Consider the following 21,349-nt stretch of genomic DNA (forward strand, 5'->3'; position numbering starts at 1 on the left):
GTTGTTCCGGTCGACAGGAACCGTCTTGCGACTTAGGAATTTTGAACTCCAAGACCTATGGAAATGGTAGTGCTGTGACTCGATAGGTTTGGCCGTAGTTTCGCCAACCCGGAATACGACATCTTTGAAATTGAACTAAGGGAAATCAAAACGATGACTTTGTTACGAGCGGCCGCCAAAATTTTCGCCTTGATTCTGTTTTCTATTGCACTATCCAGTTGCCAGGCGAAAAGCGACACGATTGGGCTAGATGTTACTGGTTATAACCACACTGACAAAGATATCGGATTCTATTCCGTTAATGGACAAGGTGGCTCCTTCGTTGCCAGGCATGGTCAAGGCGGATCTGCATGCTGTGTTTCTATTCCTGAAAAATATATACCGGGGATGACGGTAACCCTCAGATGGGGCGGAGAGGAAATCGGAAAGGAACAGGAGAGAGTGGTATCCGTTCCGCCCTATACGGCTGATACTGCAGGTCATATCGCCGTACATTTTCTGAAGAATGGAGATATAGAGGTTTTCGTAACAATGTACTACCCGGAAAACGCTAACTATCCCCTAAAAGGCAGCGCAGCAAAGTTGTGAACCGACTACAAGGATTGCACGATGACATCAGCGGTAATTCCCGATCCAATGCCTGCAGAGGGCTACCGAAAGCTCTCACCGCAAGAAATGATGCGACGACAACGCGCGCTGACTTGTATCCGAAGCAGAGAGACGGCGCAATGCCAGGGACAGGTCTATGTAACGCTATTTTTCGATGGGACCGGCAACAATAAAGATGACAAAGAGGGAGGGAGCAAAACTCAGAAGGAGCGCTGGAAGCATAGCAACGTTGCCAGGCTGTTCGATGCTGCGATGGTCGACAATCCAAATGGCTTTTTCCCCTACTACATCGCTGGCGTGGGTACCCCATTTCCAGACGTCGGCGACACAGACGGTGGCAAGACGCTCGGCGCGCCTCTAGGATTGGGTTCCGGTCACATGGGGGCCGACCGAATCAATTGGGCAATAACAAGAGTCTATAACGCGGTTCATCACTACCTGACCGGGTCAGATCTTTTCAGCGGCCCAAGCGCAAAGACGATTGTCAGGAACATGAGTTCCGCCGTCGGTGCGCTTTCATTTGAGGCGGCCTACCGGAAGATGGTCCTGCAGACATGGGAAAAGAAGCTGGCGGCAGTCGTAAAAAGCAGTCAGCGCAAGGTGACCCAAATCAACTTGGCCGTCTTCGGATTTTCACGTGGATCGGCTGAAGCAAGAGCGTTTGCCAACTGGTTCACCGACATCGTTAAGCAGAATGATGGTGGGTTTGAGCTGGCTGGTATATCTGTACGTTTCTATTTTCTTGGAATCTTTGACACCGTTGCTTCAGTTGGAACGCCAAATCTCGTTTCGGGTTGGGATGGTCATATGGCGTGGGCCGATGGGGTGATGGCCATCCCGGCTACCGTCGAACAATGCGTTCACTATGTAGCACTTCACGAGCAACGCGCATGTTTTCCAGCGGAGGCGGCGAGCAACGTCAAACAGATAGTTTACCCCGGCATGCATTCCGACGTGGGTGGTGGCTACTTGCCAACGGAACAGGGAAAACTTGCTCAATGTTCGCAGATTCCTTTGAATGACATGCACTTCGAGGCGATACGTGCTGGCGTGCCATTAATGTCGATCGATGAGATCAATTCGCATGGTGACCTGAAGACGGCTTTCGATATTCCTAAGGAACTCACGGCTGCGTATAACCAGTTCTGGACGGCCTGCGGTCTTGCGTCAGGCGGAAGACTTCGCGATATCGTACGCCAACACACCCACCAATATGTCCAATGGCGGGGCGGGATGCTTGTAGCTGGAAAGGGGCTGTCAACGCGCCGCTTCTTCCGGGATTCTAACGACGTAGACCGAGGGCAGTTGCGCAAAGCGGAGGATGATCTGGAGGGCCAGGTTAAGAGACTACGCTTGCAAATTGATGCGGAGAATATTCCGCAGAGCCAGATTGATAATACTGGACTCGTTGGCTTGTACGGTGGCACCCCGAAGGTAAAGCCAGTCGATGCGGTGACTCGCAGTTTGCTCGCGGAACTCGACAAGCATGCGACCTTGCCTCAGGCCGTAACTGACTTTTTTGACGACTATGTCCACGATTCTCGGGCTGGTTTTACTTCTATTCCGATTTCCGGGCTGGAACCATCGGACATTACTGGCGGCTACCTTAGATACAGAAATATTTACCAGAACGAGCGTCTGACAGCTAATGTCGCATCGATACCACTGCAGTCTTCGTCTGGTGCCGATTTGGATGCCGACAATCAGACGATGGTGGCCTGATCACATTGTGAGGCGAGTTCGTTGCTATGAAAAATTTCGTACGACTCGGCGATAGCACTGATCACGGAGGAAAAGTGATCACAGCATCAAAGAAGATACGCATGCGTGGTCGATTCGTGGCGAGAAAGGGTGATGAAGTCACCTGCCCGAAGCATCCCGATGTCCGTCCCAATCTGATAACAGAAGGGGATGCCAAAGCGAACGACAATGGAATCCCACTTGCGAGAGATGGCCATCACGCGATGTGCGGCTGCCGGCTGATATCTAGCTTGGGTTGAAGATGCCGATTGAGCTACCACCGTTGCGCGACGACCAAACGCCACCGGTACCACCCAATGTATTTGTCTGGGGCGGTGTCGGCTTGCTGCTCGCCGCACTTGGAATGGCATTGTCGGTTGCGACGTGGCCCCACGGAAAATCGACCTCTGATCCTTGGTTTTGGGTCCAGACGATTGTTCTTCCTTTAATGTCCGCGGGTTTCGTCTTTGGCCTACGGTGGCTCTTCTACGGTCAGCAAGCCTCGTTGCATGAAGCGGACGAGGAAACGGACACGGGCGATAGGGCGGAGACGATCAGGTTCGGCCAGGAACCTCTTGCGATTATTGGACTGGCTTACCTGACAGCGATGGGAAGCGGCAACGTTGGCGCTCGTATCGCAGGAGGTGAACGAGCACTCCGATCGCAACAATCGCAGACAACAGGTGCAACACGGCGCCGAACTCAGCTGGATATCCTTGACGGTACAGACGGCTTCGAGCGGTTTAAGTTGTGCTTGTCAGAAGTGATGCGTGGTGTTCGAAGCGAAATACAGAACGTGCCATCGAATATACCGCTCCACGTGTATATGCAAGTGCCGGAGGTGTTGTCTGATGAAGAAGTCCTGGAGGCCTGGCGGGCGAGCACAAAGGCGCTCGGGATCACGCTGGCTGAGCCGATTCGCCTTGTAAAAGAAGACGGCTTGATGACTATCGATGAATGGCTCGATATTCGCGGTGGCCCTCTGCTGGAGAAGTTCGCGCTTTTCGTCGCAGTGGAAATCTCTGGCGACGCTTCGCCAAACCATTCGGAAGCCGCTGCGGCGATGGTGATGACGTGGTCACCACTTGCTGAGCGTATGCATCTGGATGTGATCGCGAAACTGCATAGACCAGTGGATGCGCGGGAAGTGCCGGCGGTTGACGATATGTCTGAGACCTTGCTCTGGGGAAATGCTGAGGCGAAGGAAGTTCTTGATATGTGGCAAGCGGGCCTCGCCGACGGTGACGATGACGTTCTGTCTAAAGCGGCGTCCGATCTTGGACTCGCGCTGGTGGAAGCAGATGAGCCAGCCGGGGTCCGCGATTTAGATGTGGCATTGGGGAATACCGGTGAAGCTGCAGGTTGGCTCGCCGTTGCACTTGCAGCTGAACGGGCGAGCGAGGCGGGAACGCCGCAGCTTGTCTGTACCCGACAAGGCAATATTCGCATGGCTGTGGTTCGAGCGGCGGAGAAAACAAATCAAGCGGAACAGACTGGATGAAGAACAAGAAGGTATTGGGATACTGGATTGTCGTTGGAACGATGACAATCGGGCTGGCTATAACCGCCCTATTTAAGGGCGAGTCGATCAATCCCTCGTCGACAGTCCGTGTGCTTGCTGTATTGCTTGCCGGTGCAGTTTTGCTCTTGATTCAGAGCGCACTCGCATGGGCATGGAGGCTATTTTCCAAGCTTGCACCGATGAGGAAGCCGGACCGATATGCTCGCGATCCTGCTGCTCGCATGGTGTCGACGGAAAATCGGGATTGGGACTTGGAACTTGCACAGGACCTGCGTACCCGCTATGGCCGGAGATGGCGCTATTTCCCGCCGTGGGTGCTCGTCTCTGGCGACGACCGGCTCGTCGCGAATCAGTTACCGGTCCTGGAAAAAAAGCAGTGGTGTGCGACTAATGATGTCGTTGTTCTTTGGGCACCACAAAGCAAAAGTGGTTTGCCAGACGAAGCGTGGTTAATCAAGTTGCGCAAACTTCGCGGCCGGAGGCCGGTTGATGCCATTGCACTCATCATCGACGGAAGGAACGATCTCTCTGCGTTGTCGCGCCGTACAGCATTTCTCGGGTCATTGTTTTTGGGCATCTCACGCATGTTGCGTTTTTCGGCGCCCGTATATCTGGTTGCAGATTCAGGCATAAAGGCGCTGGACAAAGAAGTCCTGGAGCCGGTGGGTTGCCTTCTCCCAAGGAAATACGACGACTGCGCAACTGTAGACGCTCTAAGAACGCTGAGCAAAAATTTGGCGATTACGGGAACAAAGCGTTTGGTCGAAGACCGGCGACTCCATTACCTCGCTGGGCTGTCGGTTCAGATTGAGTACCGTTGCAAGGCGCTAACCGATCTCATGACTGCGTTGTCGACTTCAGTTCGAAATTCGCTGAACATTCGCGGTTTGTGGTTTTTGCCTGCAGCTGCAGAACAGGTCACTGCAGATCCAGAGGCAAACGCGTTGACCGGCCTCTGGAGTGAAATCGGTAAGTGCGGTATCAAGGACGGTGGTCGCCGCACAGGTTGGCACCCTAGCTCGATCTGCGCTTCGGTGGTTGCTATCCTGGCATGCATCTGGATCATCGGCCTATTCATCTCCGGCGGATCCAACACCCGCGAACTCATCTACGCAAACCAGTTAGCCCGACAACAGGCATCGGCGCCCGATGCCCGCACAGGGCTGCACGCACTACTTGACGTCCAGCACGATATCGAGCGCTTCGAATATCGCGCGTCGGCAGGCGCGCCATGGTATTCACGCTTCGGCCTGAACCGCGATAAATCGATTCTCGCAGGGCTCTGGCACACCTACACGCCGGCGAGCCGGCATCTGCTCGTCTCACCGACACAGCAGGGACTTGAATCCTCGTTGAGCAACGTAGCCGCAATGCGCACAGATATTTCGGACGACGCAACCAGCAAACAGGCGCTCGCCGGGCGCAAGACGCTTCGCACCTACCTGATGCTGGCAGAGCCGAAGCGCGCCGACGCGAAGGTGATGGTGCCTGAGCTCACGTGGAACTGGATCACGAAGGCCAGCCTCAGCGTTGGCGAACGGCAGGACCTGGCGCACCAGTTTTTCCCGTTCTTCGCGCAGCATCTCGCGGCTCACCCTGAATGGGCGATCCAGCCCCGAACCGATCTCGTGAACAACACGCGACAGGTGCTGCTCGCGCTGATCGGCACGAGCAACTCGACGGATACGATCTATCACTCGATCCTCGACGCGGCGACCGGCAAGTACGGCGACCAGACATTAGCCACACTGCTGGCGGGAACCGATGCGCGCGGACTGTTCCGCACGGGCGCCACGGTGCCGGGCGTCTACACACGGCAAGCCTGGGACGGCCAGATCTCGCAAGCCATCGACGAAGCAGCCCAACGCCAGAACGTCACATCCGACTGGGTACTGAACGCATCTGCAAGTGCACAGCCAGCACAATCTGTCGATGAGATTCGCAAGGCACTACGCGACATGTATTTCGACGAATACAGCAGGCAGTGGCAGGCATTCGCCAATTCGATCCAGTGGGTGACCGCGACCACGCTGCCGGGGATCGCCGAACAGCTACGTCTCTTCGCCGATTCCCGCCAGTCGCCGATGATCGCCTTGATGAAGGCATTCGAATATCAGGGCCGGGCAGGCGAGAGCACGACGTCTCTCTCCGATACGCTCGTCGCAAAAGCGCAAAGCCTGATGGGCGGCCGTGCTTACGCTGGAGCCGTGCAGGGCGCCGCGCAAGCCGTCATTCCGGCAGCTCCGCTGGATGCGTCCTTCGGGCCTGTCCTGCGTCTTGTCAGCGCTGCCCAGCCGCAAGGCAAGGTAGCCGACTCGAACATCAGCCTGCAGCGCTACCTCGACGCCGTGACCACACTGCGCCTGAAGATCGAGGCGATGACCAACAGCGGCAGCATGGACGACCAGGCGAAGCGGATCGCACAGGCCCAATTCCAGGGCAAGAGTTCCGAACTGTCGGACACCCGCACCTATGCAAGCCTCGTCGCCGCAAGCCTTGGCGAACAGTGGTCCGGCCTCGGCGACGCGCTCTTCCTGCGTCCCGTCGACCAGGCCATGCAGGCGGTCATGCAACCGGCTCAGGCGAGCCTGAACGATGCATGGCGGCAGACCATTGTCGAGCCGTGGGCGCGCGCATTCCAGGGCCGCTATCCGTTCGCCTCCAGCGATGACGACGCGTCGTTTCCGGAGCTCGTGCGTTTCCTGCGCGATCAGACCGGCCTCGTTCCCGCGTTCATCAACCAGCAACTCGCGGGCGCGCTCGAACTGCACGGCGATCAATGGGTCCCGGGCAGTGCGGCCACGGGACTGCGGTTCGATCCGGCCTTCCTGAGGGCGATCAATGTGCTGCAGGGCATCGCATCGCATATGCTCGCTTCCGGCGCCGCGCAGTACCGCTTCGACCTGATGCCGCAACCGGGCGCCGACGTGACGGAAACACAGATCACCGTCGACGGTCAGACGATGAAATACCTGAACTCGGCCGATCGCTGGCAGCCGTTCGTCTGGCCGGGCAACGACCTGCTCGTCACCGGCACACGACTCGAATGGCAGACGGCGCAGTCGGGGCTCAACAAGGGTTTCGAGAAGCAGGGGCGCTGGGCTTTCGTGCGCATGCTGGCGTCGGCCAACGTCGAACCGCTCTCGGATACGCGATACAAGCTGACCTGGATGGCCACACCCGGCCCAGTGCCCACTCCAAATGCAGCCGCTGCTGCGGCAAACCCGGCTTCGGCCGCGACCCCCACGATGGCAAGCGACCCGACGACGCTGATGGCGAAAGTGCCTGAAACAGCGGTGCCGAAGAACGTGACGCATCCGCTTACCTACGTGATGCGCACCGATGCGGGCAAGGGGCCGCTGGAACTGCTTGCACTGCGCGGCTTCTCGATGCCGACGAAAATCTTCCAGCCGGCGGCGGCATCGAATGCGGCGGCGATGAAAAACGCGGGACCGCCGCCGCTGCCGGCGTCGGCGGTCGCTGCCGCCCGTCATGCGGCGATTTCACTTCCGCACGGCGCCGTGCCTTCTAGCGAGTAAAAGCGCGAATAAATACGCGGATAAACATGTTTGCAAATTTCATCAAGCAACTCTTCGACGCGCGCAATCCCGACGATCTCGCGCGTGAACGGTTCGGTGCCTGGGAAGACTGGCTGAAGCCACTCCCGTCCGACGATGGGCGGGGCGTAGGCCGCGATCCCGGATACGACGACGCTTTCATCACCGTCAAGGAAGAGATCGGCAAGCTTTCCGATATCGACGATGCGCTGATCGTCCAGTCCTGCAGACAGATGCTTGGCGAGGTCGGCAAGGATCTGCGCCTTGCAGGCTACTACGTGTTCGCACGCGTTCGCCAGGATGGCGCGGCAGGTCTGGCGGACGGTCTCGAACTGATCGCCGCACTCGTCGACCGTTTCGGTCATGCGCTGCTGCCGGGTCGTGACGAAGCGAAGCGTTCGGCGATCGAATGGGTCGCCACGGCACGCGTACTGGAGCAGCTCGACCGCCACGGCGAGTTCACGCCGGCCGAGCTCGAGCGGGCGATGGCGGCATTGAATCTGCTGATCGGTAAAACCGCGGAATGGCCCGAGGCGGGCCGCCCGAACCTTCAGGCGCTGGTATCCCGTTTCGAAGGCGGCGAAGACGTCGTGCGGCCGGTGACGGAAAGCTCGATGGCAATCCCGGGCGGATCGGGCTCGCTCTCCACTGGCGGCACGACCATCGCCTCGACACGCGACGCGCTCGAGTGCGCGCGCACGCTGGCCAGGTATCTGCGCGACGACGAGCACGGCTATCTGCCCGCGGCGCGCCTCGTGCGCTGCATGCGCTGGGATACCGTTCACGAAGTACCGCCGGCCGACGCGCAGGGCCGCACACGCCTCGCGCCACCGCGCGCCGAGCTGCGCCAGCAGTTCAAACGACTTGTCCTGCAGAAGCAGTGGCCGGAACTGCTCGAGCGCGTCGAAGGCGCGTACATGGAAGGCGTCAATCATCTGTGGCTCGACCTGCAGTACTACCAGCATGTCGCGCTCGATCATGCCGGGTCGCCGTACACGGAATGGCGGGACATCCTGAGGACCGACTTCGCACTGTTCCTCGAGCGCATGCCGGGCATCCAGCGGCTCGCCTTCAACGACGGCACGCCCTTCGCCGACGACTCGACGCTCGAATGGATTGCCAGTCATGCGGTCGTGCGCAACCTCGAACAGGGCGAGGCGCTCGCCGCGTTGCCGGTGTCCACCGACGATGAAGACGGTGCGGTGGCGAACTGGCAGGAAATGGAAGCGCAGGCGCGAGAACTCGCTCAGTCGCAGGGTATCGAGGCGGCTTTTGCGTGGATCGATGCACTACCCGGAATCCGCACCGACCGCCAGCGTTACCTGCAACGCTGGGTGATGGCGCGCGTGGCCGATCACGTCGGACGCGCCGACATCGGCCTGCGCCTGCTGGCCGAACTGGATGCGGGCGCCCCGCAGTTCCGCCTCGCCGGATGGGAGCCTTCGCTGACCTTCGAGGTCAAGCACCATCTGTTCAGGACCCTCAAGGCATCCATGAACCGCAAGGATGCCGATAAAGCGGCCATTACCCGCCAGATCGACAAGCTCAGCCATGAAATGACGGTGCTCGATCCGGCGCGAGCCATCGCTGTTCTGTAAAAAGTACCCCAGGAAAATCAGATGGACGACGATTCCACGCTGCGCTATTACGAGTCCGAGATGCGCTACCTGACCGAGGCCGGTCGGGAGTTTGCGAAAGCCCACCCGGACCGCGCACGGATGCTCAACCTCGAACGCGTGGGCGAGCGCGACCCGTACGTCGAGCGGCTGTTCGAAGGCTTCGCTTTTCTGATCGGCCGCCTGCGCGAGAAGCTCGATGACGAACTGCCGGAAATCACCGAATCGCTGGTGAGTCTGCTGTGGCCGCACTACCTGCGCACGCTCCCCTCGCTTTCCATCCTCGAACTCGTACCCGACTTCGGCACGCTGCAGAAACGCGAGACGATTCCGGCGGATATCGAAGTGCGCTCCGATCCGATCGGACCCGAAGCCACCCGCTGCACCTACCGCACGACGTGGCCGGTGGACCTGCTGCCGCTGCAACTGAAGTCGGCCAGTGCCGGCATGCGGGAAGACGGGCGCTCGACCATTCGCCTGACGTTCCAGCTCGAAGTGCAGTCGCGGCAGAACACGCTCAGCGTTCCTCACCTGCGGCTTTATCTGAACGCCGATCGCCCGGTTGCTACCGCGTTGCATCTGGCGCTGACGCGTCACGTCGACGAGATCCTGTTGCGGCTGCCTGACATCGGCAATGAAGTGCGCGCCGGCGCTCCGCGTTCGCTGCCTGACGCGTACTTCGCGACGGCCGGATTCGCGGCCGACGAGCGCTTGTGGCCGAAGCCGGACAATGCCTTCGGCGGCTACCAGTTGCTGCTCGAATATTTCAGCTTTCCCGAGAAATTCCTGTTCGTCGATCTTCACGGCATCGATCTCGCGGCACTCGCGCCGAGCGTGACCGAGTTCGAGATCGAGGTGGTGCTTAACCAGACCTATCCGTCCGATCTGCGCTTTTCGGAAAAGAACATCCGGCTGTTCTGCACGCCGATCATCAACCTGTTCCGTATGGACGCCGAACCGGTTCGGGTCGACCATCACGCGACGTCCTATGTCGTGCGGCCGCGGCTGCGTCACGGCGAGCACGTCGAAACCTACTCGGTCGACGCGGTGGACGCGCACGACCACGCAACGGGCGACCGCGTCGAATACGTGCCGTTCGCGAGCTTCAGGCATCGCGGCGGCATGCTCAGGCACGAAGCACCCGAGCGCTACTACCATACGCGCGTCCAGCAGGGCGTGAAGGGGCTGTACGAAACATGGCTCGTGCTGGGCGGCCACGCGTGGGACAACGCGGAGGAATTGCCGCGCGAAACACTGTCGCTGCGTGTCACCGGCACGAACGGCATGCTGCCTCGAAAGGGTCTGCGCGAAGCCGGGATCAACGAAATGGGCAAGGGCATCTCGAACGTCGCGCGCGTTCGCAATCTCGTGTCGCCGACGCTGCCGCTGCACCCGCCGAAAGGCGATCGCTACCAGTGGCGCATCCTCTCCCACCTCAGTCCGAATTACCTGTCCCTGCTCGATGCGGAAATCCTGCGCGGCACGCTCGCGCTTTACGACTGGACCAACGGCGAGATGAACCGGCGGCGCCTCGACGGTATCCAGAAGGTCACCCGCAAGGGCCTGCGCAAGGTCATGCAGGGTGCAGTGGAGCGGGGCACGCTGATCGAGGTGACGCTCGATAGTCACGCGTTTGCCGGCGAGGGCGACATGATGCTGTTCGGCGAAATGCTGCACCGCTTTTTCGAGCTCTATGCCGACGTGAATCATTTCACGCAACTCGTGATCGTTAGTCTCCCCGCGCAGGAACGCATCGAGTGGCCGGCCAGCAAGTCGGACAGGGCACCGCTATGAGCGGGATGGATGCGTTGAGGGTCCGCAGGCCAAGGCTTGCGCCACTGGTTCGCGCGCTGCTGTCCGCGGCGCCGCGCATGAATGTGTTCCAGTTGCTGCGTCTGCTCGAATTGCAGACGCCGGGAAGACCCGGCTTCGGGACACAGGACACGCCGGAGCATGAGCCGGTGCGCTTCCAGCCGCGCGCGCGAGTGGGCTTCCCCGGGTCCGAAGTTGCAGGCGTGGTATTCGATGACGAGGATGAGGATGCGCCGCCATCCGTGCAGACCACGTTCCTCGGCCTCTATGGCGTGGATGCGGCGATGCCGCCGCACCTGATCGATGACATCGTGCTGCGCAAGGAAGGGCACGAGAAGGTGACGGCTTTTCTCGACATCTTCAACCATCGGATCGTCACGCTTCTCTATCGCGCGTGGCTCAAGTATCACTACCCGGTCAGTTTCCGCGCCGGCGGCACCGACGCGATATCGAAGTATCTGTTGTCTCTGGCGGGACTGGGCATTGGAGACCCGGCCGGCAAATCGGGGCTGGCACCGTCGCGGCTTCTCGCGCTGGTGGGGCTCTTCATGCAGCGCACGCGTCCGGCCGAGGGCGTGGTCGGCGTGGTGAGCCATCTGCTCAATGGCGCGGTCGTCACGGTGCGCGAGTTCCACGCGCAGTGGATTCCTGTCGGGCATCGGCAGGGGCTGACCGCAAGGCCGCGTGCGCGCAAAGCCAACGGTCCTGCCGTGAGCGGCCTGGGCGATGGCCACGTGCTCGGTTCTCGCGTACTGGACCGGTCGCAGGCGATCCTCGTGACGATCCGGCCGGTCGACACCGCGCAGGCGCATGCGCTGCTCCCGGGCGAGGTGCTCCACGAGGATCTGATGCGGCTGGTGGGCCTCTATCTCGGCGACAAGGCCGACGCGATATTGCGCATGGAAATTCCGGCTTCCGCTGCGCCCACCCTGTCCCTGACGGCTGGGGCCGCGCCGGCCGGCGTGCATCGGCCGCGTCTCGCCTGGACCGCGCTGCTGGCACCCGCGGCCGACCAGACGGTAACGATCAATCTGGGTCGCTACGACTCGCTGAACTTACTGAATTCATGAATCAAGGAAGAACCTTGCGGATATTTCCTATCGTGGCCGCAGCAGGCCTGTGCGTCATCCTGTCCGCGTGCGGCGCATGGCAATCCGTGTCGGACGGCACGGCGAATGCATACAACGCGGTGTTTCACAAGACGGTCAAGACGCTCAATATCGATCTGAGCGCGCGTTCAGCGCTCAACAGTACGTCGGGGACCCAGCCGTTTTCGGTTGCCGTCCGGATCTACCAGCTCAAGGAGCGGAAAGGGCTGGAGGCAGCGTCCTACTACGATCTCCTGGACAACGACCGCACGGTACTTGCGCAGGATCTTCAGGATATGACCAGCGTCATCCTGACTCCGGGAGGCGCGGTGAATGTCACGCAGCCGATGAAAACCGATACGCAGTATGTCGCGGTGGTGGCGTTCTTCAGGGACCCGACGGACGGGATAACCTGGCGTCGCGTGTTCTCGAAGAAGAGCCTGTCGGCGGACGAGCCGCTCAAGCTCGAACTGGTCGGCAATGATCTCGTGGCCGCCGGCGATACGCCGAAGACGCGGCCCGCCCAGTGAGAATCGCGAGTCTGTTCGTGATGCCGGGCGCGGGGCCGCGTACTGATGGTCTCGAACTCGAGACCCTCTCCGTGTAGCGGCATCGGCTTGCGGGAGGGCCGAGGCGGGCGGATGCGGGTAGAGGCAGGCGGGCGCCGCTGCCGGCGCCTGACGCGGCGATGAACCCGGGCAAGACGCGTGTGAGCATTCCTGCCAATCCCGCTGAACGCAAACGCCATTGCCGAAGCCCGGCGGCGCTGCCTAGACTGGCGTCACATTCACTGGACGCCCTATGTGCACATCCTCTTCTTCGCCGGCTGCCGTGCCCGACACTCGACGCGCGCCGCTTGCCGGCGTGCGCATCCTCGATCTGACACGGCTGCTGCCGGGGCCGGTCTGCACGCTGCATCTGGCCGACCTCGGCGCGGACGTGATCAAGATCGAGGACACCGGCGTGGGCGATTACGCGGCCGAGTCCGTGCGCAGTCTCGTGAACCGCAACAAGCGCGGCATCCGCCTCGACCTGAAGCAGGCCGACGGCGTCGCGACGCTGCTGCGTCTGTGCGAGCAGGCCGACGTGTTGATCGAGAGCTTTCGGCCCGGCGTGATGGAGCGGCTGGGCGTGGGCTATGACGCGGTGAAGGCGCGCAATCCTCGTCTCGTCTATTGCAGTCTGACCGGCTACGGGCAAACCGGTCCGTATCGCGACGCGCCCGGTCACGACATGAACTATGGCGGCTTGAGCGGCGTCGCCGATCAGATCGGTTCGCGCGATGCGGCGCCCGCGTTGTCGAACGTGCCGGTGGCAGACCTGTTGGGCGGCTCGATGACCGCGGTGATGGGCATTCTCGCCGCGCTGTTCGATGCCGCGCGCACCGGCGTGGGTCGCCATGTCGACGTCGCGATCGCCGACGGCGTGCTCGCGCACGCGGTGATTCCACTGGCCGCTGTCAACACGGCCGGACGGGCGCAGCCGGTGGGCACCGCGAAGCTGACCGGCGCGCTGCCGTGCTATGCGATGTACGCGACCGCCGATGGTCAATACCTTGCGGTGGCGGCGCTGGAGAAAAAGTTCTGGGACCGCTTCTGCGCATTGATTGGCCGCGAAGATTTGCAGGCTTCGCACATGCCGCGCGATGCGGCCGACGCGGAGCGCGTGCGCGCCGACGTGCAGCGACTCGTCGGTGCGCAGCCGCTCGCGTGGTGGACGCAGACCCTGTCCGGCAGCGACTGCTGCGTGAGCCCGGTGTTGAAGCTCGAAGACGCGCTGACCAACGAGCAGTTCGTCGCGCGCGGCATGGTGTTGCCGCAAGCGGAGAGCGGCAACGCGCGGCAATTCGCGTGTCCGGTCAAGATGAGCGGCTTCGAATTCGCGGTGCGCTATCCGTCGCCGCAACGCGGTGAACATACCGACCAAGTGTTGCTCGCGGCCGGCTTCCGCACGGAGGAGATCGACGCATTGCGCAAGGCCGAAGCGATCGGCTGAGGCGATCGGCTGAACGCAGCGAGCTCCGCCGCTACGCGTTGCGCCTGTCTGCTATCGTGGCGAATCCGGCCGTCGGCGCCGGTGCGCAACGACCACGGCGGAGCGTCAATCCCGTCATGCCCAGTCGTGCACCGGGGCCGCGGCATTCAGATCGAGCGAGATTATCGACGGTGGCGCAGCACACGATTTCCATTCTCCAGGTCGACCAGATTCTGCAAGGCGCGCGCCGGCAGAACCTCGCGGTGGACACGATCCTGCGTCGCGCCGGCATCGCGCCGGAGCTGCTCGACTCGCCGCTCGCGCGCGTCACGCAGGCGCAGTATGCGGCGCTGATCCGTGCGCTGCGCCGTGCGACTCGCGACGAAATCTGGGGGCTGTGCAGCCGTCCATTGCGGCCCGGCACGTTCGTGCAACTATGCCGCCTGCTGATCCACTGCCGCACGCTCGGCGACGCGCTGCGCGGCGGCTTCGAGTTTCTTCATCTGATGCTCGACGACGCGGTGCCGCGCCTCGTCGTCGAACGGGGCATCGCATCGGTGCGCTGGGTGCCGCGCGGCGAACGCGACTCGCGTCTTGCCTACGCGGACCGCACGTTCTGCTTCTTTACATATGGACTCGCGTCGTGGCTGGTCGCGCGGCGCATTCCGGTGCAGGAACTGATGTACCGGCCTATCGATGCCGGTTGCAGCAGCGACGCCGAGCGTCTGTTCAAGGCGCCGGTGAATTACGGCCACCCGTGGGTCGGTTTTCGCTTCGAGGCGCGCTGGCTCGATCTGCCGGTCGTGCAGACGCCGCAGAGTCTCGGCGAATTTCTGCATCACGCGCCCGCGAGTCTGCTGATCAAGTATCGCGATCAAAGCAGTTTGAGCGAACGCATTCGCCGTCAATTGCGCCGACATCTGGCGGGCAATATGCCGTCGCTCGAAGCGGTCAGCGAATCGTTGTCGCTGACGCCGCAGACGCTGCGTCGCCATCTGCGCGAAGAGGGGCAGAGCTTTCAGGCGATCAAGGACGAGTTGCGGCGCGACGCCGCGCTCGAATATCTGTCGCAGCCCGAGCTGACCTTGCTCGATATCGCGAGCCGGCTCGGGTTTTCGGAGGCGAGTACGTTTCATCGCGCGTTCAAGGGATGGACGGGGCTTGCGCCGGGACTTTACCGGCAGACGCGCCTGCAGGGTGGCGAGCCGGTTGCGGGTCGAGGCTGCGGCTGAATCGTTTTGCCGTTCGCGTGGCCCTCGTGCGATCCTTGTGCGGACCACTCCGTGCGCTCGTTCATCGCCTCCACATCATTGCCTTCCTCACCGCGCGCGTCCATCGCATCCTCTCGCTAGCAACTTGATACTTTTTGCCAATCGTTTTGTTCCAAAGCGCGATTGGCAGCGTCGCGCGCGCATCGCACACTGAGTCTCACCGCATCGGCGTAACAGTAGCGTTCGCCGTCGCGGGCGCAGGTCAGTCCATCTTGCGACTCCATCGTCGAACAGGAACGAACTCATGACCCAGATGAAAAGAGCCGTGCATGTCGTCGGTGTCGGCATGATTCCCTTCACCAAGCCAGGCGCGAGCGATCCTTATCACGTGATGGGCGCGCGCGCCGCGCAACTCGCACTCGACGACGCCGCGCTCGATTACGCCGAAATCCAGCAAGCGTACGTCGGCTACGTGTACGGCGATTCCACCGCCGGCCAGGCGGCGCTCTACGGTGTCGGCCTGACCGGCATTCCGGTCTTCAACGTCAACAACAACTGCTCGACCGGCTCCAGCGCATTGTTCCTCGCGCGCCAGGCCGTCGAGAGCGGCATGGTCGAATGCGCGCTCGCGCTCGGCTTCGAGCAGATGGTGCCGGGCGCGCTGAAGGGAGCGTACGACGACCGGCCGTCGCCGATGGCGCGCTTCGTCGACGCGATGACCGCGCACCAGGATTATCGTCAGGACGCGCCGCGCGCCGCGCAGTTTTTTGGCGGCGCGGGGCTCGACTACATGAAGAAGCACGGCATTCGCGCCGACACGTTCGGCCGCATCTCGGTGAAGGCGCGCCAGCACGCGGCGCGCAATCCGCTCGCGGTGTTCCGTCAGACGCTGACGCTCGACGAGGTGATGGCATCGCCCGCCGTGTTCGGTCCGCTGACGCGTTTCCAATGCTGCCCGCCCACGTGCGGCGCGGCTGCGGCGATCGTCTGTTCGGCCGACTTCGCGCGCCACCACAAGCTCGACATGCGCGTGACGATTGCCGCGCAGGCGATGACCACCGACACGCGCAGCACCTTCGACAGCGACGACATGTGCAGGGTGGTCGGCTACGACATGACGGTGGCTGCATCGAAGCAGGTCTACGAGGCGGCCGGCATCGGCCCCGAAGATCTTGACGTGGTCGAGCTGCACGACTGCTTCAGCGCCAACGAACTGATCACCTACGAAGCGCTCGGCCTCACGCCCGAGGGCACGGCCGAACGTTTCATCCTCGATGGCGATAACACTTACGGCGGGCGTGTCGTCACCAATCCGTCGGGCGGGCTGCTGTCGAAGGGGCATCCGCTCGGCGCGACCGGTCTCGCGCAATGCGCGGAGCTGGTGTGGCAACTGCGCGGCGATGCGGAGCAGCGTCAGGTGGAAGGGGCGCGGCTCGCACTGCAACATAACCTGGGGTTGGGCGGCGCGTGCGTCGTCACGCTGTACCAGGCCGCGCAAGGGAGCCGCCGATGATCGACCGACGTTTTATCGGCCACGAACTGGCGCCGTTCAGCGTGCCGGTCGAAGCAGGGCGGCTGCGCTTCTTCGCGAAGGCGACCGGTCAGCGCGATCCGGTCTACAGCGACGAAGCCGTCGCGCGCGCGGCCGGCCATCCGCATCTGCCTGTGCCACCGACTTTCCTGTTCTGCCTGGAGATGGAAGCGCCGAATCCGGCCGCGATCCGCGAACTGCTCGGCATGGACTTCCGCAATCTGCTGCACGGCGAGCAAGGCTTCACGTATCACGCGCTCGCGTATGCGGGCGATACGCTGACCTTCCGCCAGCGTATCGACGATATCTACGACAAGAAGGGCGGCGCGCTCGAATTCGTCGTGCGCAAGACCGAGGTCAGCAACCAGCACGGCGAGCGCGTGGCCGAACTGCGCTGCGTGACGGTAATTCGTCATCCTGAGGAACTGATATGAGCGCACCTTATGCCGAAGCCAGCGCGCTGAAGGTCGGCGACGCGCTGCCGTCGTTCGAGACCGAGCCGCTTTCGCGCCTGACGCTCGCGCTCTATTGCGGCGCGTCGGGCGACCACAATCCGATCCACGTCGACAGCGATTTCGCGCGCGCGGCCGGGGTGCCGGACGTGTTCGTGCACGGCATGCTGTCGATGGCGTGGCTCGGCCGGCTGATGACCAACTGGGTGCCGCAGTCCGCGCTGCGCGAACTGAGCGTGCGCTTCGTTGCGATCACGCGGGTCGGCGAGCGCATCACCTGCGCTGGTCGCGTGACAGGATGGCAGGAACATGCGGGCGAACGCTGTGCGCGCGTCGAGATCACGACCACCAACCAGCACGGTGAACCGCGCCTGAGCGGCGAAGCACTGGTCGCGCTCGGCCGTCATGGATCGAATGATCCGATCAAATAACTCAGGATACCGACATGAATCGCAAACTCGAAGGTAAGGTCGCGCTCGTTTCCGGTTCCGGCCGCGGCATCGGCCGCGAAATCGCCCGTAAGCTCGCGAGCGAAGGTGCGCGCGTGGTCGTCAACGATCTCGACGCGGCGCCGGCCGAACAGACCGTCGCCGACATTCGCGCGGCCGGTGGCGAGGCCGTTGCGTGTGCCGGCAGCGTGACCGACGCGGGCTTCGCCGAGCGTTTCGTCGCGACCGCGCTGGAAAGCTTCGGCGGTCTCGACATCATCGTCAACAACGCTGGCTATACGTGGGACAACGTCGTGCAGAAGATGAGCGACGAGCAATGGGACGCGATTCTCGCGGTCCACCTCACGGCGCCGTTCCGGATCCTGCGCGCGGCCTCCGGCTTTATTCGCGAAGCGGCGAAGCGCGAAATGGAAGCAGGTACGCCGGTGTTTCGCAAGGTCGTGAACATTTCGTCGACCTCGGGCGTGTACGGCAACGCGGGTCAGGCGAACTACGCGGCCGCGAAGGCCGGCATCAACGGCCTCACGCGTGCGATGGCGAAGGAGTGGGGCCGCTACAAGGTCAACGTGAACAGCGTCGCATTCGGGCTCATCATGACGCGCCTGACCGAAGCGTCGGCCGATGCGGACGCGAGCATCGATATCGCCGGTCAGCAGATCAAGGTCGGCGTGAACCCGCAGGTGCTGAAGAATGCCGAAGCGAGCATTCCGCTCGGTCGCGGCGGCACGCCCGAGGAAGCGGCGGGCGCGGTCTACATGTTCTGCATTCCCGAGTCCAACTACGTCAGCGGCCAGGTGCTGGTCTGCGGCGGCGGTCGACCCTGAACGCGGGAGTCCCATGGAAAACGTACTGACTTTCCCGCGCACGGTGTTTCGCGACGATCACGAGATGTTTCGCAGCACCGTGCGGCGCTTTATCGAACGCGAGTGCAAGCCGCGTCAGAGCCAGTGGGATCGCGACGGCAAGGTCGATCGCGAAACGTGGCTGAAGGCGGGGCGCGAAGGGTTGCTGTGCACGTCGATCGATCCCGAATGGGGCGGCGCGGGCGGCGACTTCGGCCACTGCGCGGTGTTGCAGGAAGAGCTCGCGTATGCGGGCATCAGCGGGCCGGGCTTCAATCTGCATTCGGACATCATCGCGCCGTACTTGCAGCGTCTCGGCACCGACGAACAGAAGCGCCGCTGGCTGCCGGGCTGCGCGAGCGGCGCGACGATTCTCGCCATCGCGATGAGCGAGCCCGGCGCGGGCAGCGACCTGAAGGCGATCCGCACGACCGCGCGACGCGACGGCGACGAATACGTGATCAACGGCGCGAAGACCTTCATCTCGAACGGTCTGAATTGCGACCTCGTCGTGGTGGTCGCGAAGACCGAGCCGGAACTCGGCGCGAAGGGCGTGTCGCTACTGGTGGTCGAAGCCGAACGCGCGGGTTTTCGCCGTGGCCGCAAGCTCGACAAGATGGGCCAGCAGGCGGCCGACACCGCCGAGCTGTTCTTCGACGACGTGCGCGTGCCGGTCGCCAATCTGCTCGGCGAGGAAAACCAGGGCTTCGGCTATCTGATGCAGGAGCTGGCGCAGGAGCGCTTCACGATTGCGATTGCCGCTGCCGCGAAGCTCGAAGCGATGCTCGACGAAACCATCCGCTACACGAAAGAGCGCATCGTGTTCGGCAAGCCGCTGTTCGACATGCAGAATACGCGCTTCAGGCTCGCCGAGATCAAGACCCGCGCGACCGCGATGCGCATGATGGTCGACCAGTATCTCGGCGAGCATATGCGCCGCAAGCTGAGCGTGCAGGAGGCTGCGATCGCGAAGCTGTATTGCACCGAGGAACTCGGCCGCGCGCTCGACGAACTGCTGCAGCTGTACGGCGGCTACGGCTACATGATGGAGTATCCGATCTGCCGGGCCTTCGTGGACTCGCGCGTGAATCGCATCTACGGCGGTACCAGCGAGGTGATGAAGGAGGTCATTTCGCGCAGTCTCTGAGGGCGTAAGGTCACGCGTTGCTCCGCCCGGCCGCATCCAGAATAAGCATGGAGAAGACAGACGACATGCCGTACGTACATCACCGTTTCTGGCCCAAGGGCCTGCCGCACGCGATCCGGATTCCGCAGGTCTCGTTGACGCATTACCTCGAAGTCGCGGCTGCGCGTTTCCCCGACAAGCCCGCGATCGTCTTCGGTGGCAACGCGCTCACTTATGCGCGGCTGCGCGAGCGTGTCGATGCGCTTGCCGGTTATCTGCGCGAATGCGTCGGCGTGCAGCCCGGCGACCGGGTGCTGCTGTTGAGCCAGAACTGTCCGCAATTCACCACCGCTTACTACGGCATCATGCGTGCGGGCGCGGTGGTCGTGCCGGTCAACGCGATGAGCACGACGGCGGAGTTGCGCTACTTCATCGACAACAGCGGCGCGCGCGTGGCGATCTGTGCGCAGGAGCTGCTGTCGCAATTGCAGCCGCTGGTGGCCGATGAATCCGGGCTGGCGAGCGTGCTGGTCTACGCGTATAGCGACGCGCTCGCCGCGAGGGATGAAGACAATGACGACGGCGAGCGCGACGCGCTGCCCGAGGTCGTGCGTGCGCCGCGCGAGGCACTGACGGCAACGGGACTCGTGGACTTCGAAGCGGCGCTCGCACGCGGGCTTGCGCCGCCGTCCTCGCTCCCCGCCGCCGACGACCTGTGCGTGCTGCCCTATACGTCGGGCACGACCGGCAATCCGAAGGGCTGCATGCACACGCATGCGACGATGCTGGCTTCGTCGGTGGCATCGCAATTGTGGCGCGGTTTTCACGCGGAGTCGGTGTTTCTCGCAGTGGCGCCGCTGTTTCATATGCTCGGCATGCAGAACGCGATGAATCTGCCGATCACGCTCGGCGCCACCGTCGTGATGATGCCACGCTGGAATCCGGCGCTCGCCGCGCGTCTGATCGAGCGGCATCGCGTGTCGGTGTGGGCGGCCGCGCCGGCCATGTTGATCGATTTCTTCGCGATGCCCGACGCGCAGCAGCGCGATCTGCACAGTCTCGCGGTGCTTTCCGGCGGCGGCGCGGCGATGCCGGAATCGGTCGCGGCGATGCTGCAAACGCGTTTCGGCATCGTCTATAACGAAGCGTATGGCTTGACCGAGACCGCGTCGTTTCTGCATGCGAATCCGCTGCTGCGCGCGAAGCGGCAGTGCCTCGGCGTGCCGACCCAGAGTGTGGAGTCGCGCGTGGTCGATCCCGTCACGCTCGAAGAGTTGCCGCCCGGTGAGCTCGGCGAACTGGTCACGCATGGGCCGCAGGTGATGCGCGGCTATTGGCGCGATCCCGGCGCGGATCGCGCGGCGTTTTTCGAACGCGACGGCAAGCGCTTTTTTCGCACCGGCGATCTGGTGGCGGTCGACGAGGACGGCTACTTCTTCATGCGCGACCGGCTCAAGCGGATGATCAACGCATCCGGCTACAAGGTCTGGCCGGCCGAGGTCGAGAATGCGATGTACGGGCATCCGGCGGTGCACGAGGCGTGCGTGATCGGCGTGGCCGATCCGCGCGCCGGCGAGACCGTGAAGGCGCTGATCGTGCTGAAGCCGGAGTTTCACGGCCAGGTGTCGGAGCAGCAGATCATCGACTGGAGCCGCGAGCATATGGCGGTGTACAAGGCGCCGCGGATCGTCGAGTTTCTCGAACGGCTGCCGAAATCGGGCACCGGCAAGATTCTCTGGCGCGAGTTGCAGGACGCGCACCGCAACGTGCCCTCGCGTTAATTCGCGTAACGCTACTTTATCGGAACAAACAGGAGACGC

At 62.4% G+C, this 21,349-nt stretch carries 17 protein-coding genes; all 17 read left to right on the forward strand.

Annotated features, from left to right (window positions below; translation table 11 throughout):
• Nucleotides 1-153 precede the first annotated feature (153 nt).
• The 17 genes from HHL14_RS18070 (at nucleotide 154) to HHL14_RS18150 (ending at nucleotide 21,310) form a co-directional block, all read left to right on the forward strand.
• Nucleotides 154-588: a DUF3304 domain-containing protein gene (locus HHL14_RS18070; protein WP_169498985.1), complete on the forward strand. Its 435-nt coding sequence runs from the start codon at nucleotides 154-156 to the stop codon at nucleotides 586-588.
• A 21-nt stretch (nucleotides 589-609) separates the two neighbouring features.
• Nucleotides 610-2,331 carry a T6SS phospholipase effector Tle1-like catalytic domain-containing protein gene (locus HHL14_RS18075; protein WP_169498986.1) on the forward strand — a complete coding sequence of 574 codons (1,722 nt, stop codon included), beginning with the start codon at nucleotides 610-612 and terminating at the stop codon, nucleotides 2,329-2,331.
• A gap of 26 nt (nucleotides 2,332-2,357) precedes the next feature.
• Complete coding sequence (locus HHL14_RS18080; RefSeq protein WP_169498987.1) at nucleotides 2,358-2,609, forward strand: PAAR domain-containing protein; 252 nt, start codon at nucleotides 2,358-2,360, stop codon at nucleotides 2,607-2,609.
• On the forward strand, nucleotides 2,606-3,850 hold the full coding sequence (locus HHL14_RS18085) for a hypothetical protein (protein ID WP_206002384.1): 1,245 nt from the start codon (nucleotides 2,606-2,608) through the stop codon (nucleotides 3,848-3,850). Before HHL14_RS18080 ends, HHL14_RS18085 begins: the two co-directional genes overlap by 4 nt.
• Nucleotides 3,847-7,410 (forward strand): ImcF-related family protein, encoded by a 3,564-nt coding sequence (locus tag HHL14_RS18090; protein WP_169498989.1) that lies wholly within the window; start codon nucleotides 3,847-3,849, stop codon nucleotides 7,408-7,410. The genes HHL14_RS18085 and HHL14_RS18090 overlap by 4 nt, the downstream gene beginning before the upstream one ends.
• Nucleotides 7,411-7,436: 26 nt before the next feature.
• Nucleotides 7,437-9,026 (forward strand): type VI secretion system protein TssA, encoded by a 1,590-nt coding sequence (tssA, locus tag HHL14_RS18095; protein WP_169498990.1) that lies wholly within the window; start codon nucleotides 7,437-7,439, stop codon nucleotides 9,024-9,026.
• Between the two features lie 21 nt (nucleotides 9,027-9,047).
• Nucleotides 9,048-10,838, forward strand: a complete 1,791-nt coding sequence (gene tssF / locus HHL14_RS18100; RefSeq protein ID WP_169498991.1) for a type VI secretion system baseplate subunit TssF — start codon at nucleotides 9,048-9,050, stop codon at nucleotides 10,836-10,838.
• The gene (tssG, locus tag HHL14_RS18105; protein ID WP_169499014.1) at nucleotides 10,835-11,926 is read left to right on the forward strand and encodes a type VI secretion system baseplate subunit TssG; all 1,092 of its coding nucleotides are present in this window, start codon (nucleotides 10,835-10,837) and stop codon (nucleotides 11,924-11,926) included. The genes tssF and tssG overlap by 4 nt, the downstream gene beginning before the upstream one ends.
• A 32-nt stretch (nucleotides 11,927-11,958) precedes the next feature.
• The gene (tssJ, locus tag HHL14_RS18110) at nucleotides 11,959-12,474 is read left to right on the forward strand and encodes a type VI secretion system lipoprotein TssJ (RefSeq protein ID WP_329601686.1); all 516 of its coding nucleotides are present in this window, start codon (nucleotides 11,959-11,961) and stop codon (nucleotides 12,472-12,474) included.
• A gap of 271 nt (nucleotides 12,475-12,745) precedes the next feature.
• Entirely contained in the window at nucleotides 12,746-13,939 is a 1,194-nt protein-coding gene (locus tag HHL14_RS18115; protein ID WP_169498993.1) for a CaiB/BaiF CoA transferase family protein, read from the forward strand.
• 170 nt (nucleotides 13,940-14,109) lie between these two features.
• Entirely contained in the window at nucleotides 14,110-15,150 is a 1,041-nt protein-coding gene (locus tag HHL14_RS18120) for an AraC family transcriptional regulator (RefSeq protein ID WP_329601687.1), read from the forward strand.
• A gap of 292 nt (nucleotides 15,151-15,442) precedes the next feature.
• Nucleotides 15,443-16,642, forward strand: coding sequence for a lipid-transfer protein (locus tag HHL14_RS18125; RefSeq protein WP_206002393.1), 1,200 nt, complete (start codon nucleotides 15,443-15,445; stop codon nucleotides 16,640-16,642).
• Nucleotides 16,639-17,094, forward strand: coding sequence for a MaoC family dehydratase N-terminal domain-containing protein (locus tag HHL14_RS18130; RefSeq protein WP_169498996.1), 456 nt, complete (start codon nucleotides 16,639-16,641; stop codon nucleotides 17,092-17,094). Before HHL14_RS18125 ends, HHL14_RS18130 begins: the two co-directional genes overlap by 4 nt.
• Complete coding sequence (locus HHL14_RS18135; protein WP_169498997.1) at nucleotides 17,091-17,543, forward strand: MaoC family dehydratase; 453 nt, start codon at nucleotides 17,091-17,093, stop codon at nucleotides 17,541-17,543. The genes HHL14_RS18130 and HHL14_RS18135 overlap by 4 nt, the downstream gene beginning before the upstream one ends.
• Nucleotides 17,544-17,557: 14 nt before the next feature.
• Nucleotides 17,558-18,385, forward strand: a complete 828-nt coding sequence (locus HHL14_RS18140) for an SDR family NAD(P)-dependent oxidoreductase (RefSeq protein ID WP_169498998.1) — start codon at nucleotides 17,558-17,560, stop codon at nucleotides 18,383-18,385.
• Between the two features lie 25 nt (nucleotides 18,386-18,410).
• On the forward strand, nucleotides 18,411-19,550 hold the full coding sequence (locus HHL14_RS18145) for an acyl-CoA dehydrogenase family protein (RefSeq protein ID WP_169499015.1): 1,140 nt from the start codon (nucleotides 18,411-18,413) through the stop codon (nucleotides 19,548-19,550).
• Between the two features lie 47 nt (nucleotides 19,551-19,597).
• Nucleotides 19,598-21,310, forward strand: coding sequence for a long-chain-fatty-acid--CoA ligase (locus HHL14_RS18150; RefSeq protein ID WP_230413102.1), 1,713 nt, complete (start codon nucleotides 19,598-19,600; stop codon nucleotides 21,308-21,310).
• The last annotated feature ends 39 nt before the right edge of the window (nucleotides 21,311-21,349 follow it).

Origin of the sequence: Paraburkholderia antibiotica (genome assembly GCF_012927125.1) — a bacterium.
Lineage (GTDB): Bacteria > Pseudomonadota > Gammaproteobacteria > Burkholderiales > Burkholderiaceae > Paraburkholderia > Paraburkholderia antibiotica.

Bases quoted from the DNA above. Each gene is read 5' to 3' on its own strand.
- HHL14_RS18125 (WP_206002393.1), top strand. From the start codon at position 15,443: ATGAAAAGAGCCGTGCATGTCGTCGGTGTCGGCATGATTCCCTTCACC.
- HHL14_RS18135 (WP_169498997.1), top strand. From the start codon at position 17,091: ATGAGCGCACCTTATGCCGAAGCCAGCGCGCTGAAGGTCGGCGACGCG.
- HHL14_RS18090 (WP_169498989.1), top strand. From the start codon at position 3,847: ATGAAGAACAAGAAGGTATTGGGATACTGGATTGTCGTTGGAACGATG.
- HHL14_RS18070 (WP_169498985.1), top strand. From the start codon at position 154: ATGACTTTGTTACGAGCGGCCGCCAAAATTTTCGCCTTGATTCTGTTT.
- HHL14_RS18075 (WP_169498986.1), top strand. From the start codon at position 610: ATGACATCAGCGGTAATTCCCGATCCAATGCCTGCAGAGGGCTACCGA.
- HHL14_RS18115 (WP_169498993.1), top strand. From the start codon at position 12,746: ATGTGCACATCCTCTTCTTCGCCGGCTGCCGTGCCCGACACTCGACGC.
- tssG (WP_169499014.1), top strand. From the start codon at position 10,835: ATGAGCGGGATGGATGCGTTGAGGGTCCGCAGGCCAAGGCTTGCGCCA.
- HHL14_RS18150 (WP_230413102.1), top strand. From the start codon at position 19,598: ATGGAGAAGACAGACGACATGCCGTACGTACATCACCGTTTCTGGCCC.
- tssA (WP_169498990.1), top strand. From the start codon at position 7,437: ATGTTTGCAAATTTCATCAAGCAACTCTTCGACGCGCGCAATCCCGAC.
- HHL14_RS18130 (WP_169498996.1), top strand. From the start codon at position 16,639: ATGATCGACCGACGTTTTATCGGCCACGAACTGGCGCCGTTCAGCGTG.
- tssF (WP_169498991.1), top strand. From the start codon at position 9,048: ATGGACGACGATTCCACGCTGCGCTATTACGAGTCCGAGATGCGCTAC.
- HHL14_RS18080 (WP_169498987.1), top strand. From the start codon at position 2,358: ATGAAAAATTTCGTACGACTCGGCGATAGCACTGATCACGGAGGAAAA.
- HHL14_RS18140 (WP_169498998.1), top strand. From the start codon at position 17,558: ATGAATCGCAAACTCGAAGGTAAGGTCGCGCTCGTTTCCGGTTCCGGC.